A 14,092-nucleotide genomic window follows, 5' to 3' on the forward strand; every position below is an offset into this window, starting at 1 on the left:
CTCAGTCCTCGTCCCCATGGTCGTCATCGTCGCCGAGGACGTCGGAGAGCCGACCGGTGTCCTGCTGCACGCGCGGATCGTCGAACAGGCGGTCCATATAGGCCGCGGCGCCGAAGCTCTCGTCGTGAATGAACTTCAGGTCGGGCGTGAACTTCATGTCGATCATCTTGCCCAGGCGACCGCGCAGGAAGCTCGCGCCTCGGTTCAGGGCCTTGATGACCTCCTTGATGTCCTCGTCCTTGCGGCCCGCTTCGCCCTTCAGGCCCGCGCCGAGGGGCTCGACGAAGCAGACGGCGTGACGCAGGTCGGGGCTCAGCCGCACTTCGGAGACCGTGATCGAGAGATTGACCAGCACCGGATCGGCCAGGCCCTCCTCGCGGAAGACATCGACCAGGGCGTGGCGGATCAGTTCGCCGGCGCGGAGCTGGCGCTGCGAGGGGCCGGCGGGGCCCTTCTTGGTTTCGGCCTTTTTGGGACCGGAGAGGCGCTTCATGGCGCGGAATCCTTGTGGCCCGGCCGGCGGATCGAACGCCGGTGCGCGGGGAAAATCGGAGGCGGGGTGTCTAGGCCCCCAGCGCTAGAAAGTCCAGCGCTAGGCCCCCACCCGCGCCCTGAAGAACGCCACCACCTTGTCTCGCGCCTTCATCGAGCCGCTGTCGGGGATCGAGCGGTGGAGGTGCAGGGTGAGGACCGAATGGGGCGCCATCGGCATGCCGGGCGCGGCGTCCTCGTCGGTGAGCTCCACCACCTCGACCTTGTCGCCGAACTCGGCCTTGAGCCGGTCGATGCGGGCGTTCGGCACCAGCTTGTCGGAGGTGAAGCGCAGGGCCAGCAGCGACAGGTCCTCGTCCTTGAACCGCTTCTTGGCGCAAGCCAGTTCCGAGGCCGAGCAGTCCAGGCCTCCGCCGTTGTTCAGCGGCAGCGACGGCTGGGACAGCACGGGCGCCACCACGGACGGCTCGGTCATCATCGCCAGGGCGAAGCCGCCGGTGAAGCACATGCCGACCGCGCCGACGCCCTTGCCGCCGCACTCCTCGTGCGCCTTCCGGGCCAGGGCCCGCAGCCAGTCGACGATGGCGCTGGAGCGGCCGCCGTTCCAGACGCTGAACTCACGCCGCACGCAGATGTTCTTGAGGATCGAACCGATCGCATAGCCCCGTGTGACCTGTTTGCCGGGCTGGCCGAACAGACTGGGGCAGAAGGCGGTCATGCCGGCGCTGGCCAGGTCGCGGGCGAATTCCAGCACGCCCGGATGCAGGCCCGGCACCTCGTGGATGACGATCACCGCCGGGCCGGAACCGATGCGGAAGACCTCCCGCGTCCAGCGCCCGTCGTCGAACTCAAAGCGCGTGAAACCCGCCAGCGCGTCCCCGTCAGCCATGCCCATTCCCCCTGTTTGAGGAGAGGCTAGACCGGAGTCCCCGGGCTGGCGAGGTCAGAAGGCCATGGCGCGTTCCCAGACCGGCCTGCGGTCGCGGGCCCGGGGGCGTTCACCCAGGTCGCTCGACTCCAGCAGAAGGCGGATTTCGATCGCGGCCGAGCCGCCATTTGGCGTCGGGGCCGGAGCGGGGCAGCGGCGCACCCACGCGGCGGCGTCCTCGCGCGAGTCCAGGTCATAGACCCAGAAGCCGGCCAGGGTCCGGCCGTCCGCCGTCTCGTCGGAGGCCATCCGGGCGCCCCGCGCCGAGAGCCTGGCGCGATCGGCGACCCCGGCGCGGGCCAGTTCGGCGTCGTAGGCCCGCATGGCCTCGGCCGGATCGGCTTCGGCGTCCGCCTCGACCTTCAGAAGCACCATGAACCGCATCACGCGTCTCCCGCCGACCCTTTCCAGTCCTGGGCCGGCCTCACTCCTAGGACGCGCGAGACCCGCCGAATGCGACACGGGCGGCGGAAAAATGTCAGTTGGTGGTGTCGGGATGCTGCGGACTGTCGGTCCAGTCCGACATCGGATCCGGCCGGCGATCCTTGGGCAGACGCCATTCGCCGCGATAGGAGAAGTCCAGGGTGCCGCAGAGCCTGGCGCGCCCATCGACCTTCGGATCGTCGCCGAACGCCTGGATACGCAGGTCGCGCCGAATGGCGATGGTGCTGAACGCCAGCCACAGGCGCTTCGAACCCGGGCAGAAGGCGCGGACATAGATCTTGCCCTGGGCGGTCTTGTCGTCGACCTCGTAGAGCGAGGCGTCGGCGTCGACGCCGTCCATGGCCCCCAGGCCGCCGGGTCCGAGGTCCTTCTGGCGGCCATCCTTCAGCACGGCCTGGGCCGGGACGCCGGTGGCCAGGACCTTGATCGGGCGGCCGGCGCCCAAAAGGCCTTGGTTGAACAGGATCGTCACGCCGGCGCCGGTCAGCCGCCTGGCGTCCGGCGAGATCGGATCGTACGAGAACATCCGCGTCTCGGCCCGCGCGGCGGAAACCGCCGGCGGCGACAGGGCGGCGGCCACCGCGATCAGGGTCAGGGCCGCGCCCCCACGGATAGCTGACTTCATCGTTTCAGGTGCAGGTTCGCCGCTTGAGCATCGAAGCCCGACAGCCGCCAGCGGTCGCCTTCGCGCATGAAGGTCAGCATGCAGGGCCCGTCGCGCTTGGCCGCGCAGACCCGGCCGTCGCCAACCGGCCGCAGCGTGCTGGCGATCGCCACCCGGCCCGGAATCGGGCGGTCGGGCGTGTAGCCGTAGTAGTTGGCGGCGGCGTGGAAGGTCTCGGGCCGGATCAGCGCCTCGCCCGCGACGTCGGCCAGGGGCCCGGCCGCCAAGGCCGCCAGGGCCATCAGCTTGTCGCCCGGCTGGCGCTGACGCGCCTCGTCCACCAGCCTCGCCTCGATCTGGGCCTTGAGCGCGCGGCGATCGACATGGGCGTCGAAGGTCGCGCGATCGTTGTCGCGGATGGCGACCAGCAGGTCGTGCACGTCGCCGGCGGCGTCGTAGCGATCCACGGTCGCGCAGGCGCTCAAGGACGCGGCGGCGACGGTCAAGACGAGAAGGGCTCTGATGCGCATGCCAAAGGCGTAGCGCCGGATTGGGGCGATTTCCAGTCTGGGTTCGGATGCCGCCACAAAGACAAAGGGCGCGGACCTTGCGATCCGCGCCCTTCGATCTTGCGATCTTGCAGCTAGCCTAGTCGAGCTGGCGCTTGATCTCTTCGACGGTGAAGCACTCGATGGTGTCGCCGACCTTGATGTCCTGGAAGCCGGCGAACAGCATGCCGCACTCCTGGCCGGACGGAACCTCGTTGACCTCGTCCTTGAAGCGCTTGAGCGTCGCCAGGGTGCCCAGTTCCAGAACGACGATGTCGTTGCGGATGATCCGGACCTTGGCGCCCTTGCGGACCACGCCTTCGGTGACCTTACAGCCGGCGACCTTGCCGATCTTCGAGATGTCGAAGGCCTGCAGGACCTCGGCGTTGCCGAGGAAGGTTTCGCGTTGGATCGGGGCCAGCATGCCCGAGAGCACGCCTTTGATGTCGTCCAGCAGGTCGTAGATGATCGCGTAGTAGCGGATCTCGACCCCTTCGCGTTCGGCCAGGGCTCGCGCCTGGGCCGAGGCCCGGACGTTGAAGCCGATGACCGGCGCGCCGGCGCCCTTGGCCAGCATGACGTCGCTTTCGCTGATCGCGCCGGCGCCCGACAGGATGATCCGCGCGCGGACCTCGTCGGTCGACATCTTGTCCAGCGAACCGATGATCGCCTCGGCCGAACCTTGCACGTCGGCCTTGATGATCAGCGGAAGCTCTTTCAGCTTCTTGTCCTGCAGCTTGGCCATCATGTCGGCCATCGAAGCGCCGGCGCCCACCGGGTGCAGCGACTTCTCACGCTTCAGGCGGATGCGGTACTCGGTCAGCTCGCGAGCGCGGGCCTCGTTCTCGACCACGGCGATGGCGTCGCCCGGCGAGGGCACGCCGTCCAGGCCGAGAATCTCGACCGGGGTGGCCGGACCGGCTTCGGTCAGCTGTTCGTTGCGCTCGTTGAGAAGCGCGCGAACACGACCCCACTGGCTGCCGGCCACGACGATGTCGCCGCGCTTCAGCGTGCCGCGGTTGACCAGCACCGTCGAGACGGCGCCACGGCCCTTGTCCAGCTTGGCCTCGATCACGACGCCGTCGGCGCTGCGGTCGGGGTTGGCCTTCAGGTCGAGCACTTCGGCCTGCAGCAGGATGCCTTCCAGCAGGTCGTCGAGACCGGTGCGGGCCTTGGCGGAGACCTCGATGATCTGGGTGTCGCCACCCAGGCTTTCGACGACGATCTCGTGCTGCAGCAGCTCGTTGACCACGCGGGTCGGATCCGAGCCCGGCTTGTCCATCTTGTTGACGGCGACGATGATCGGCACCTCGGCGGCCTTGGCGTGTTTGATCGCCTCGATCGTCTGGGGCATCACGCCGTCGTCACCCGCCACCACCAGCACGACGATGTCGGTGATGTTGGCGCCGCGAGCGCGCATCGACGAGAACGCGGCGTGGCCGGGCGTGTCGAGGAACGTCACGCGCTGACCGTCCTTCAGGCGAACCTGATAGGCGCCGATGTGCTGCGTAATGCCGCCGTGTTCGCCGGAGGCGACATCGGTGGAGCGCAGGGCGTCGAGCAAGCTGGTCTTGCCGTGGTCGACGTGGCCCATGATCGTGACGACCGGGGGACGCGGCTCCAGGTGATCGTCGATGTCCTCGGCGCCGATGAAGCCTTCTTCGACGTCGGCTTCCGACACGCGGCGCACGGTGTGACCGAATTCGGTCGCCACCAGCTCGGCGGTGTCGTTGTCGATGACGTCGTTGATCTTCAGCATCACGCCCTGACGCATCAGGAACTTGATGATCTCGACACCACGCACCGCCATCCGGTTGGACAGCTCCTGCACGGTGATGACGTCAGGAATGACCACTTCGCGGCTGACCTTCACAACCTCGGCGGGACCGCCGCGGCGCTTTTCTTTTTCACGTTCACGGGCTCGGCGAACCGAGGCCAGCGAGCGCATGCGATCGGCGGAATCCCCGTCGCCGGCCACGGCCTGGATGGTCAGGCGACCTTCACGGCGAACCGGGGCGCCCTTGGCGCGCGACACGGCCTTGCCGGGAGCGGCGGCCTTACGGCGATCATCGTCGTCATCGGGGCGACGGCTGACTTCGCCGCCGGGACGCGGCGCCGAGCGCATGGCGCGCTGGACTTCCGGCGTCGCCGGAGCCGAGGCGGGCACGCCCGGACGCGGACCGCGCGGACCACCGGGACCCGTACGGGGGCCGCCAGGCGCCGGACGCGGCGCGAGGGCCGAGTAGCGCACGGTCTGTTGCGGACGGTCGCGATCATTGCCTTGCGGACGATCGCCCTGCGGGCGGTCGCCACGGTAGCCGGCGCGATCGCCCTGCGGACGATCGCCTTCGGGACGCGGACCACGCGGACGGTCACCCTCGGGACGGGGAGCCCGTTGCCCGAAGTTGGCGCCGGCGTCGGGACGCGGCGAACGCTGATTGAACGGGCTTTGCGGAGCCGGGCGATAGGTCGTCGTGCTCGGACGATCGTCGCGGCGCTCGCGGCTGGGCTCGTAGGAACGGGTCTGGCTGGACGGGGCCGGGCGCGGACCTTCCTGGCGCGGAGCCTCGCTACGCGGCGCTTCCGCGCGCGGGGCGACCGGGGCCTGAGCCACGGGTTGGGCCGGAGCGGTCGGCGGCGGGGTCACCGGCGCGGCGGGCGCCGAAGCGACTGGGGCCTGAGCGACCGGAGCCGGAGCGGCCGGAGCCGTCGCCACGGGGGCCGGAGCCGAAGGCGGCGCGGCGGCCGCGCGTTCGGCGGCGGCCTTGGCGGCGGCTTCACGCTGAGCGGCGTCCTGGGCGGCGCGAGCGCGCGCTTCGGCGGCGGCCTGGTCGGCGGCGCTGCGGGCTTGGGACTCACGAGCGGATTCGATGGCGCGCTGGCGAGCGCGCAGTTCTTCCTGCGAGAGACCACCAGCCGAGCTGCCGCCGCCACCGCCTTGCGATTGCTGCGGACGCGGAGCCGGGGCGTCCGGCGTATGGCGACGCTCAGCCGAAGACGGCGCGGCAAGGTTGCCGGTCGCGGGCGCATGCGAACGCGTGCGCTTGGTTTCGACCACCACCGTCTTGGTGCGGCCGTGGCTGAAGCTCTGCTTCACGACCCCTGCGCTCACCGAGCCCTGGCGGGGCTTCAGCGTCATTGGGGTGCGTCCGCCGGGTCGGCCGTTTTCGTTCTCGTCGCTCATGCGCTCGCTTGTACTTCCGCCGGGCGGTACCCGGCTAAAAAACCGTTCGTCCCATGTGAGAAAGGGGCCAGGACGTACCTCTCGAAAGAAGCGCGTTTCCCGACCCTAACTCACGAGCGCGACCCGGATGGCCGCGCCCAACGTCGAAGATTCTAGAGTCTTGCGATCACACCGGCCGCCCGGTGTGGTCGAAAGACCCTAGAGCCTGTCATGGCCGGCAAGCCGGCCGGGGCAAACAGGCTAGCCCCACTTGGCCGGGAGACTTGGTCTCCCTAGCCGTCCTCACGTGCGTTCGCCGACCATTCGGGAGGCGAAAGCGGGCGAAAACCGGATAAACGCTCGACGTCCAAAGTCCATCGATCGATGCCGCGCCCGGCGAGGAGCGCCGTGTGTATCACATTCTCCCCGCCCAAGGCCAAACCCAATTCGTCCGAACTGAATGCGCCCAACAAACGGGGTGTGTTCGGGGCCTTGCGGGCGGCGTTCTGAATCTTTCGGCGACCGTCTTCGGCGCTGTCGGACGCCTCGATCAGCCAGGCGACGCTACCCGTCCCCAGGGCGGCGACCACCTTCTCGTACCCCGAGATAATGGTCCCAGCCTTCCGTGCAAGGCCCAGGCTGTCCAGGATCCGCCGCGCGAGCAGCGCCTCGACCTGGTCGGCGAGATCCGCCGGCGCGGTCAGCTTGGTCTTGGCCGCGCGCGAGAACAGGCCCTTCTTTGCGGCGGTCGTGACCGAGTCCCGGTCGGCGCCGACCCAGATGCCCCGACCCGGCAGCTTGCGGGCGAGATCCGGAACCACGACGCCGTCCGGCCCCGCCACGAAGCGGATCAGACGCGCCTCGTCGGTCGCCTCGCCCAGGACGATGTCCTTACGCAGGCGATTGGCTTCGGCGTGGGTCTTGGGCGCGGCGGGCTCGGTCATGGGTCCTTGAAGTTGGCCTTATGAGCGCGAACGGCCCCGCGGATCGCTCCGCGAGGCCGTCGTGCGTCGATCAGAGGCCCTTAGGCTTCTTCTTCCGAGGCGGCTTCTTCTTGAGTGGCCTCGACGGCTTCGTCGGCGACAGCGTCGCCTTCGACTTCGTCGTCACCTTCGAACTCGCCTTCGGCTTCCGGCTCGTATTCCGGCTCCGGCGGGGCTTCGACCCAACCCATGACGACGCGGGCGCGCATGATCAGGGCTTCGGCGTCCTCCGGCGACAGGTTGAAGCTTTCCAGGATGCCCGGCTCGCGCACGCGCTCGCCGCCCTTGTTCTCGAACCAGCCACGCATGTCGTCCGGCACCAGACCGGCGAGATCCTCGACGGTCTTCACGTCGCCTTCGCCCAGGGCCACGGCCATGGCCAGGGTCACGCCCTCGATCTCCAGCACCGCGTCCTCGACGCCGTACTCGACACGCTTGGCGTCCAGGGCGGCGGCTTCCTTTTCCAGGAATTCGCGGGCGCGAGCTTGAAGCTCCTCGGCGGTCTCCTCGTCGAAGCCTTCGATCGAAGCGATCTCGTGCGGCTCGACATAGGCGACGTCTTCCACCGCGGCGAAGCCTTCGGTGACCAGCAGCTGGGCGATGACTTCGTCGACGTCCAGGGCTTCCTGGAACAGGGCCGTCGTCTCGGTGAACTGCTTCTGACGGCGCTCGCTCTCCTGGCTTTCCGTCATGATGTCGATCTGCCAGCCGGTCAGCTGCGAGGCGAGGCGGACGTTCTGGCCGCGACGGCCGATGGCCAGCGACAGCTGCTCATCCGGCACCACGACTTCGACGCGCTCGTCTTCCTCGTCCATGACGACCTTGGAGACTTCGGCCGGGGCCAGGGCGTTGACGATGAAGGTGGCTTCATCTTCCGACCACTGGATGATGTCGATCTTCTCGCCCTGCAGCTCGGCCACGACCGCCTGCACGCGCGAACCGCGCATGCCGACGCAGGCGCCGACGGGGTCGATCGAGCTGTCGTTCGAAATGACGGCCATCTTGGCGCGCGAGCCCGGGTCGCGGGCCACGGCGCGGATCTCGATGACGGCGTCGTAGACTTCCGGCACTTCCTGAGCGAACAGCTTGGCCATGAAGCCGCCGTGCGCGCGGCTCAGCATGATCTGCGGGCCCTTGGTCTCGCGACGGACGTCGTAGATGTAGGCGCGGATCCGGTCGCCGACGTTGAAGTTCTCGCGCGGGATCGACTGGTCGCGGCGCATGATGCCTTCGCCACGGCCCAGGTCGACGATGACGTTGCCGTATTCGACGCGCTTGACGCTGCCGTTGACGATCTCGCCGACGCGATCCTTGTACTCGTCGTACTGACGCTCGCGCTCGGCTTCGCGGACCTTATGCATGACGACCTGGCGGGCCATCTGGGTCTGGACGCGGCCGATCTCGAACGGCGGCAGGGATTCTTCGTAGATCTTGCCGATCTCGGCGTCGCGCCAGGTGCGCTTGGCGATCGAGAGCTGGACCTTGCCGATCTCGCCTTCGAGTTCTGTGTCGTCGGCGACGACCTCGATCACGCGCTTCTGGTTGGTCTCGCCCGTCTTGGGGTCGATCTTCACCCGGATGTCGTGCTCGGCGCCGTAACGGGCGCGGGCGGCTTTCTGCAGGGCGTCCTCGATGGCCTCGATGACGACTTCCTTCTCGATGCCCTTTTCACGGGCGACCGCGTCGGCGATCTGCAGGAGTTCGAGCCGGTTGGCGGCGATGCCGATGGCCATGATTAGTCCTCTTCACTTTCGGACAGGTCTTCGTTGTCGGATTTGATGCGAGCGGCGCGCTGCTCGGCGCCCCGCTTCATCAGGGTGTCGGTCATGACGAGCTTGGCGTCGATGATCCAGGCGAACGGGAAGTAGACGGTAACGTCGTCCTCCCCCTCGATGTTCAAACCGACCTGGTCGTCCTCGATCCCGGCCAGCTCGCCCTTGAAGCGCTTGCGGCCCTCGGCCACGCGGTCCAGTTCGATGCGGGCGTCCAGGCCGGCATAGTCGTCGAAGTCTTTCAGGCGGGTCAGCGGGCGGTCGATGCCCGGGCTGGAGACCTCCAGCGTATATTCGCCGACGATCGGATCGGCGGCGTCGAGAATTTCCGAGATGGCGCGCGAAAGCTTCGCGCAGTCCTCGACGTTCATGTCGCCGCCCGAGCCGTCTTCCTGCAGCGGATGTTCGGCCATGATCTGCAGGCGACGCTGCTCGGCGCCGCCCATCAGGCGCAGGCGGACGATTTCGTAGCCGACGGCCTCGGCCACGGGATCGAGCATCTCGATCAGGTCACGGTCTTCCTGCGTCTTGCCGCGCACGTTCTTCTCAACTCGATACGGCTGACGGGAGCGAACCCGCCGTCCAGCCAAACAAAAAGCGGCAGCCTTTCGGGCCGCCGCTCGAAAGCGCCAATCAGCGCTAACGGACGATGTGGAGCGCTTTATAGGCGAATTGCCGCCCGTTGTCGACTCCGTCGGCGCACGCCTCTTCCGCACCGCAGCAATTTGAGCCTATAAGCCCCACCGCGCAGGCCGCCTCCCCGCGGACCTCATAAGACGAAGAGTCACAATGGACCTCTCCAAGATCCCTACGGGCGTCAATCCGCCCTACGATCTGAACGCCATCATCGAGATCCCGCAGGGCGGCGAGCCGGTGAAGTACGAGATCGACAAGGAAAGCGGCGCCCTGATGGTCGACCGTTTCCTGCACACGGCCATGTTCTATCCGGCCAACTACGGCTTCATCCCGCACACCCTGGCCGACGACGGCGACCCCGCCGACATCATGGTGGTGGGTCCGACGCCGGTCGTGCCCGGCGCGATCATTCGCTGCCGCCCGATCGGCACCCTGATGATGGTCGATGAAGCCGGTTCGGACGAAAAGATCCTGGCCGTGCCGGTCGACAAGCTGCACCCGTTCTACACGGGCGTGAACAGCTGGCGCGACCTGCCGGTGATCCTCACCGAGCAGATCGCTCACTTCTTCCAGCACTACAAGGACCTGGAAAAGGGCAAGTCGACCAAGATCACCGGCTGGGCCGATCTGGAAGAAACCGCCGACATCATCCGCGCGGCGATCAAGCGCTACAACGAAACCTACTAGGTCTTTTCTCGGTCAGCCTTTTTGTCCAGTCTGATCGCGCCGATCAGATTGGAAAGGCTTCCGATGGCCAGGATCGATCTCATCCTTCGGATCATCCTGGCCGACCCGCCCGCGGGCGTGGTCTTTTCCAAGCAGGACGCCAAGAGCCGGCCGGTCGATCCGACCAGGGCCGGCGACGGCGATCTTTCCTTCGACATCCCGATCACCCTGACACGAACGCCGGACGGCCTTCGCCCCGGCGGCGGCTTCGTGCGGTCGGATGATCGCGGACGCTTCGTCTATGTCGCCTCGGGCCGACAGGCCGGAGACCCGGCCTCCGAATGGTCTCGGCGGGTCAAGGTCTATCTGAACGACTTGCCCGCCGACCTTGCCCTGGCCGCCGCGACGGCGGGCGAGATCCTGGAGGCGACGATCGCCGGTCGCTCGGGAGACGGCGGCCCGGCCTGCGCCTCGGTTCCACTGCTCTCGACCTGGCGACGCATCGGCGGCTGAAGGTCGTCAGGCGGCCATGTCCAGATCGCGGATCAGGGCTTCCCAGTCCTCGCGCGGCAATGACGGCTTGGCGCCGAAGTTCAGCAGGCCCGCGAACGCCTCGGGCTGAGCGCCTTCGCGGATCATGCCGTCGCGCGCCTTGGTCAGCAGGGCCAGGCGTCCCGCGGGGCTGGCGGCCGGGATCATCAGCTGGGCATAGGCGATCATCCGGTCGGGCGTGAGGGCGGCGGTGATCCGCCCCTCGATCGCCGCCAGTTCCTCGTCCGTGAACAGGTCCTGCAGCACGGGCAGTATGACTTCCTCCTCCTCGGCCATGTGCGCCAGGTCGTCGGCGACGAAGCGGGTGAAGGCCAGGTACAGGCGGTGCAGGGCCCCAGCGCGCCGGTCGGCCGGGGTCGCCTCGACCGCGCTGATGGCGATCTCGATCTGGGTGAAGCTGGCGCGGTGGCGATCGTGGTCCGTGCAGAGGTCACGGGCCGCGCCGGGGATCCGCGCCTCGAGGGCGGCGTGGATCTCGCGCTCCTCATGATCGAGATGCGCGGCCGACAGGATCATCTGGGCGCGCAGGTCCGCCATCAGGGTCGCGACGGCGCCGCGATCAACGGCGTCAACCGAGCCCAGTCGGATCAGCAGCCGCGAAAGCGCCAGGCGCAGGCCCTTGTGGATCGGGGCGTACAGGTCGTGGGCGGCGGCGGGCTTGGGGGACAAAAAGGACATGGGATCTCCTTTCGGCGTCCATGCAGGGACGCCGAGGCAAGAGGCGGATGGGGAAAGGAACTAGGACGAAGCGGTCAGACGGCCTGTCGCTGCTGGGCCTCGATCGCGCTGAGCCAGCCGTTGAAGGCGGCGTTGGCGATCGGCCAGGACGGTCGGGCGCTCATGCGCTCGAGCCAGGCGGCGACATTGGGATAGGGCGAGAAGTCAAAGGCCACGGTCCAGCCCAGGCTGATGATCGCCGCGCCGAAATAGTCGGCCAGCGAGATCGCCTCGCCGCAGACGAAGGGGCGCTCGCCCAGCATGTGGCGGTCCAGCACGCCGAGCCACTTCTCGGAGGCGTGCGCCCCGAAGCGCATCAGGGCCGGCGAGGCCGAGACGTCGGGCATGTGGTCCGCCGGCAGGATCTGGGGATAGACCAGCAGGTGGCCGAAATCGCGATAGAGGTTGGTGTTGAACCAATCCATCGCCTCGTTGACCTTGGCGCGCGCCTTCAGCTCGGCGGGATAGGCCGGCGAGCCGACCTTGTCGGCCAGGTATTTCAGGATCGCCGAGGCCTCGCCCATCTCCAGGTCGCCGTCGACCAGGTAAGGCACGATGCGGTTCGGATTGATCAGGCCGTAGTCCTGGCCCCGCTGCTCGTTCGACATCAGGTCGACATGGCGGTGATCCAGGGCCACGCCGTGCTCGGCCGCGAACTGCAGGATCGGGCGGCAGACGGTCGAGAGCGGGTCGCAGTAGAACAGCATTTCGGGGCCTTCAGGGGGAATGTCGTGGGCGGTGATGTCGTGGCGTCTGGATAGGGACCACCGCACGGTTCGACAATCAGCGTTCTTGCAACGTCACTATGCGAAATCGCATAGTGCCCGAATGTTCGACTGGAATGACCTGCGACACTTCCTGGCCACGGCGCGCGCGGGAAGCACCCTGGGCGCGGCCAAACGCCTGGGCGTGAACCAGAGCACCGTGGCCCGACGGCTCGACGCGCTGGAGGCCGCCTGCGGTCTGGCCCTGTTCGATCGCGGCCGCGGCGGCGCGGTCCTCACCGAGGTCGGCCGAGACCTGCTCGCTCACGCCGAGGCGGTTGAAAAGGCCGTCGAGGCCGCCGAGCATCGGATGGCCACCCACCAGCGCGGCATGGCGGGCGTCGTGCGCATGACCACCAGCGAGTCATTGGCCAACATCGCCGTGATCCCGGCGCTCAGCGAGTTCCGGCGCCTTTATCCCGACATCCAGATCGACCTGGTGCTGACCGACGCCTTCCTTGACATCGAGAAGGGCGAGGCCGACATCGCCCTGCGCGCCTCATACGCCCTGCAATCCTCGAACCTGGTCGCCCGCAAGGTGGCCGACGACTATTGGGGCGTCTATTGCAGCCGGAGCTATGCTGAAACGCATGGTCTGCCGACGACGCTGGAGGCCCTCGCCAGCCACCCGGTGATTGATGGCGAGGGCGCGCTGGAGAATCTGCCGCCGATCCGGTGGCTGCGCGAAGCCGCGGGCGGCGCGACGGGTCCTCTGCGCTGCAGCACCCTGAACAACATGGTCAGCGCGGCCTGCGCGAACCTGGGCCTGGCCGCCCTGCCCTCCGGCCTGGGCGATCGCAATCCGGACCTGGTCTACTGCCAGCCGGTGACCGTCGAGGGTCAGGCGTCCTTCTGGATGATGACGCGCCAGGATCTGCGACAAGTGCCGCGCATCAGGGCCTTCATCGATTTCTTCGTGCCGCACATGGCGATGACCATGCGCCAGACCCCGGATCGCTCGGGCTTGAACCGCTGGTGAGGCGCGAAAGCGCGATAGCCGAAGGTGGCGGCCGGCTTCGGCGGCCATCGCGCGCCAACGATGTGAGTCAGGTCCTGATGAAGTCCAGGAACACCGGAGCGCAGTCGCCCAGCTTCTTTTCCTCGTAGCGCGTCGTGACGTGGTCGGCCGGGATCGCGTTGCGATCGGCGTCAGCCTCGGCGAAGCGGAAGTTCGGGTCGGCCAGAACCCGTTCGGTCGTCCACTCGCCGTAGTCGGCCCAGTCGGTGGCGAAACGCAGGGCCGCGCCCGGCTTCATCACCCGCGCCAGCCTGGCCACGAACTCCGGCTGGATCAGGCGGCGCTTGTTGTGGCGGGCCTTGTGCCAGGGGTCGGGGAACATGATGAAGACCCGGTCCAGGCACGCGTCGGGCAGCCAGTCGACCACCTCGCGCGCGTCGCCTTCGTGGACGCGGACGTTCTTGAGCGCCTGCTCCTCGACGTGCCGCACGGCGCTGGCCACCCCGTTCACGAACGGCTCGGCGCCGATCACCAGGGCCTCGGGATTGCGCCCGGCCTGGGTCGCCATGTGCTCGCCGCCGCCGAAGCCGATCTCCAGCCACACCGCCTTGGCCTCGGGCATCAGGTCCAGCGGCTGGAACGGGCCCTGGGGCACGGCGATCTCGGGCAGCAGGGTGTCGAGCAGGGCCTGCTGGCGCGGCTTCACCGGACGCGACTTGATGCGGCCGAACGAGCGCAGCGGCCCGTGGGGAATGGGAGCGGAAGTCATGGGCGGCGTCTTAGCGTTGATGGCGGTTGGAGGCTAGCGGCGCCAATCGTGCGTCCTTCGAGGCTCGCCTTCGGCTCTCACCTCAGGATGAGGATC

General features: G+C 68.0%; 15 protein-coding genes. 3 read left to right on the forward strand and 12 right to left on the reverse strand.

Annotation, left to right across the window (positions count from 1 at the left end):
* Position 1: 1 nt before the first annotated feature.
* The 9 genes from rbfA to rimP all read right to left on the reverse strand — a co-directional run bounded on the left by rbfA (position 2) and on the right by rimP (position 9,473).
* The gene (gene rbfA, locus AC1RRV_RS06375; protein WP_492858751.1) at positions 2-493 is read right to left on the reverse strand and encodes a 30S ribosome-binding factor RbfA; all 492 of its coding nucleotides are present in this window, start codon (positions 491-493) and stop codon (positions 2-4) included.
* Between the two features lie 99 nt (positions 494-592).
* On the reverse strand, positions 593-1,381 hold the full coding sequence (locus AC1RRV_RS06380; protein WP_492858753.1) for a dienelactone hydrolase family protein: 789 nt from the start codon (positions 1,379-1,381) through the stop codon (positions 593-595).
* A 54-nt stretch (positions 1,382-1,435) separates the two neighbouring features.
* Complete coding sequence (locus tag AC1RRV_RS06385; RefSeq protein WP_492858754.1) at positions 1,436-1,804, reverse strand: YciI family protein; 369 nt, start codon at positions 1,802-1,804, stop codon at positions 1,436-1,438.
* Positions 1,805-1,898: 94 nt separating this feature from the next.
* Positions 1,899-2,390 (reverse strand): hypothetical protein, encoded by a 492-nt coding sequence (locus AC1RRV_RS06390; RefSeq protein ID WP_492859223.1) that lies wholly within the window; start codon positions 2,388-2,390, stop codon positions 1,899-1,901.
* Between the two features lie 95 nt (positions 2,391-2,485).
* On the reverse strand, positions 2,486-2,998 hold the full coding sequence (locus AC1RRV_RS06395; protein ID WP_492858755.1) for a DUF2939 domain-containing protein: 513 nt from the start codon (positions 2,996-2,998) through the stop codon (positions 2,486-2,488).
* A 118-nt stretch (positions 2,999-3,116) separates the two neighbouring features.
* Entirely contained in the window at positions 3,117-6,200 is a 3,084-nt protein-coding gene (gene infB / locus AC1RRV_RS06400) for a translation initiation factor IF-2 (RefSeq protein ID WP_492858756.1), read from the reverse strand.
* Positions 6,201-6,472: 272 nt separating this feature from the next.
* Positions 6,473-7,123: an RNA-binding protein gene (locus AC1RRV_RS06405; RefSeq protein ID WP_492858757.1), complete on the reverse strand. Its 651-nt coding sequence runs from the start codon at positions 7,121-7,123 to the stop codon at positions 6,473-6,475.
* Positions 7,124-7,203: 80 nt separating this feature from the next.
* Positions 7,204-8,895 (reverse strand): transcription termination factor NusA, encoded by a 1,692-nt coding sequence (gene nusA, locus AC1RRV_RS06410; protein ID WP_492858758.1) that lies wholly within the window; start codon positions 8,893-8,895, stop codon positions 7,204-7,206.
* Between the two features lie 2 nt (positions 8,896-8,897).
* The gene (gene rimP, locus AC1RRV_RS06415; RefSeq protein ID WP_492858759.1) at positions 8,898-9,473 is read right to left on the reverse strand and encodes a ribosome maturation factor RimP; all 576 of its coding nucleotides are present in this window, start codon (positions 9,471-9,473) and stop codon (positions 8,898-8,900) included.
* 250 nt (positions 9,474-9,723) lie between these two features.
* Between rimP and ppa the strand changes: the two genes are divergently transcribed.
* Both ppa and AC1RRV_RS06425 read left to right on the forward strand, forming a co-directional pair.
* A complete protein-coding gene (gene ppa / locus AC1RRV_RS06420) occupies positions 9,724-10,257 on the forward strand; it encodes an inorganic diphosphatase (protein WP_492858760.1) in 534 nt (177 codons plus the stop codon).
* A 63-nt stretch (positions 10,258-10,320) separates the two neighbouring features.
* Positions 10,321-10,749 (forward strand): DUF5990 family protein, encoded by a 429-nt coding sequence (locus tag AC1RRV_RS06425; protein ID WP_492858761.1) that lies wholly within the window; start codon positions 10,321-10,323, stop codon positions 10,747-10,749.
* A gap of 6 nt (positions 10,750-10,755) precedes the next feature.
* Here the strand turns inward: AC1RRV_RS06425 and AC1RRV_RS06430 are convergent, their stop codons facing one another.
* Together AC1RRV_RS06430 and AC1RRV_RS06435 are read right to left on the reverse strand one after the other, a co-directional pair.
* Positions 10,756-11,466, reverse strand: a complete 711-nt coding sequence (locus AC1RRV_RS06430; protein ID WP_492858762.1) for a hemerythrin domain-containing protein — start codon at positions 11,464-11,466, stop codon at positions 10,756-10,758.
* A gap of 74 nt (positions 11,467-11,540) precedes the next feature.
* The gene (locus tag AC1RRV_RS06435; protein WP_492858763.1) at positions 11,541-12,212 is read right to left on the reverse strand and encodes a glutathione S-transferase family protein; all 672 of its coding nucleotides are present in this window, start codon (positions 12,210-12,212) and stop codon (positions 11,541-11,543) included.
* Positions 12,213-12,333: 121 nt separating this feature from the next.
* On the opposite strand from AC1RRV_RS06435, the gene AC1RRV_RS06440 reads away from it, so the two are divergent.
* The gene (locus AC1RRV_RS06440) at positions 12,334-13,248 is read left to right on the forward strand and encodes a LysR family transcriptional regulator (protein WP_492858764.1); all 915 of its coding nucleotides are present in this window, start codon (positions 12,334-12,336) and stop codon (positions 13,246-13,248) included.
* A gap of 67 nt (positions 13,249-13,315) precedes the next feature.
* Here the strand turns inward: AC1RRV_RS06440 and trmB are convergent, their stop codons facing one another.
* Positions 13,316-13,996 carry a tRNA (guanosine(46)-N7)-methyltransferase TrmB gene (trmB, locus tag AC1RRV_RS06445; RefSeq protein ID WP_492858766.1) on the reverse strand — a complete coding sequence of 227 codons (681 nt, stop codon included), beginning with the start codon at positions 13,994-13,996 and terminating at the stop codon, positions 13,316-13,318.
* Between the last annotated feature and the right edge of the window lie 96 nt (positions 13,997-14,092).

The organism is Caulobacter sp. GW821-FHT11E10 (genome assembly GCF_058808375.1).